2 protein-coding genes are annotated in these 1,302 nt (G+C 45.0%); one reads left to right on the plus strand and one right to left on the minus strand.

The features are described 5' to 3' along the window. On the plus strand, positions 1-684 hold a 684-nt coding region (locus tag J5M71_RS25930; protein ID WP_243434352.1), incomplete at its 5' end, for a DUF6270 domain-containing protein. An 88-nt stretch (positions 685-772) separates the two neighbouring features. On the opposite strand, the gene J5M71_RS25935 is transcribed toward J5M71_RS25930, so the two are convergent. After that, positions 773-1,302: SGNH hydrolase domain-containing protein (locus J5M71_RS25935; RefSeq protein WP_279382379.1), on the minus strand; the 530-nt coding region annotated here is incomplete at its 5' end.

A 1,302-nucleotide genomic window follows, 5' to 3' on the forward strand; every position in this document is an offset into this window, starting at 1 on the left:
AGGCTCTGGTTCCAAGGAATGCAAAAACTATTCGCCTTCTTGAAGGATCGAAACAAGCTTGACCGAGTTATTATCAATAAAGTTTTCTGGTCGTCAAGGTTTGAAAAAGATAGCAACACAATTTTTCCTGTAGCCCCTGCTTTTATTGAAATAGCAAATGCCGAACTAAACTGGATGTATGAAGTTCTGAGCCATGAATTGGCCGAACATCAATTCATGAGCTTTTCACCATCTCTTTTAACTGCGGATGAACAGCACCGATGGGGGATCTCTCCTTTTCATTACTGCGAGGGTTACTACGTAGAAGCCCTTACTCAAATAAGAAAAAAGACTGAAAACCCAAATGCGGCGATTATCGACTCCCCGTCGAAACCTCGCCCTTATCCACCGTTCATTTCTTTAGGCGCGAAACTTACTGTAGCCGCATTTAGAGCAGACGAAGAAATATTTGCACATTGCTCTTTGGTAATCGATGGAAAGTTTCAGGATAGCGGGAGCGTTGCTTTTTACCTGGTAGTCGATGGTACTCGCCGTGATGTGCGCTGGTACGACACCTCACGAGACGCCCGTTTCCCAGTTCCTAGTTCGTACGAGACATTGGAGGTCATTGCTTTTTACAAAGATGCCCTCGAAGAGCAGTTGTCTGCGAAATGCAATGTAGAACAGATCGAACACCTTTTATAACGATCTCCCCCTTTGTAAAAACAGGAAGTTGGACAGATACTTTTCAGTGCCTGTCCAATCTTCTGAAAATTACAACCCCAATAGTCCATTACATATTTGGACTACTGCTAGTATCCGCTAACGACTCAGAATTATTCGAGAGCACTCGCAATAGCTCCAGAGGCAGCGAGTTTGTTCGCAATGCTTCCGCGCCTAGCATTTCAGAGCCAGGAATGCTCAAGTGCCCTTCATCATAATACAGCGGAATGCCATTCATGTAAGCTGAGCACGTACCATTCTTGCAAATCAAATTTCGCAAGCCGAACACGGTTACCCGTGGATAATCTCGAGCGACATCACTGATTAGCTTATTAACCGCAATATCGCCTTTATCCACATACGAAGATTGCTTCTCACATGACATAAAAGGAATCTTCAATTGTTTCTTACTGCACTCGCGGTCATATCCAACGAAACCTGGCGCGCGGAGAGCAATAACGACACTCTTACCGGAGTCGGTAAGAAGTTTCAATGTGCGCCTAAAATCGGATTCAAAGCTCGGTTCCTTCGCATACGCATGCCAGCTTGCCCCCAGTACAACAGTTTCGTACTTGCTCAACTCACTCCGCACCATTCTAT

The organism is Pseudomonas sp. 43(2021) (genome assembly GCF_017490805.1).
GTDB lineage: Bacteria > Pseudomonadota > Gammaproteobacteria > Pseudomonadales > Pseudomonadaceae > Aquipseudomonas.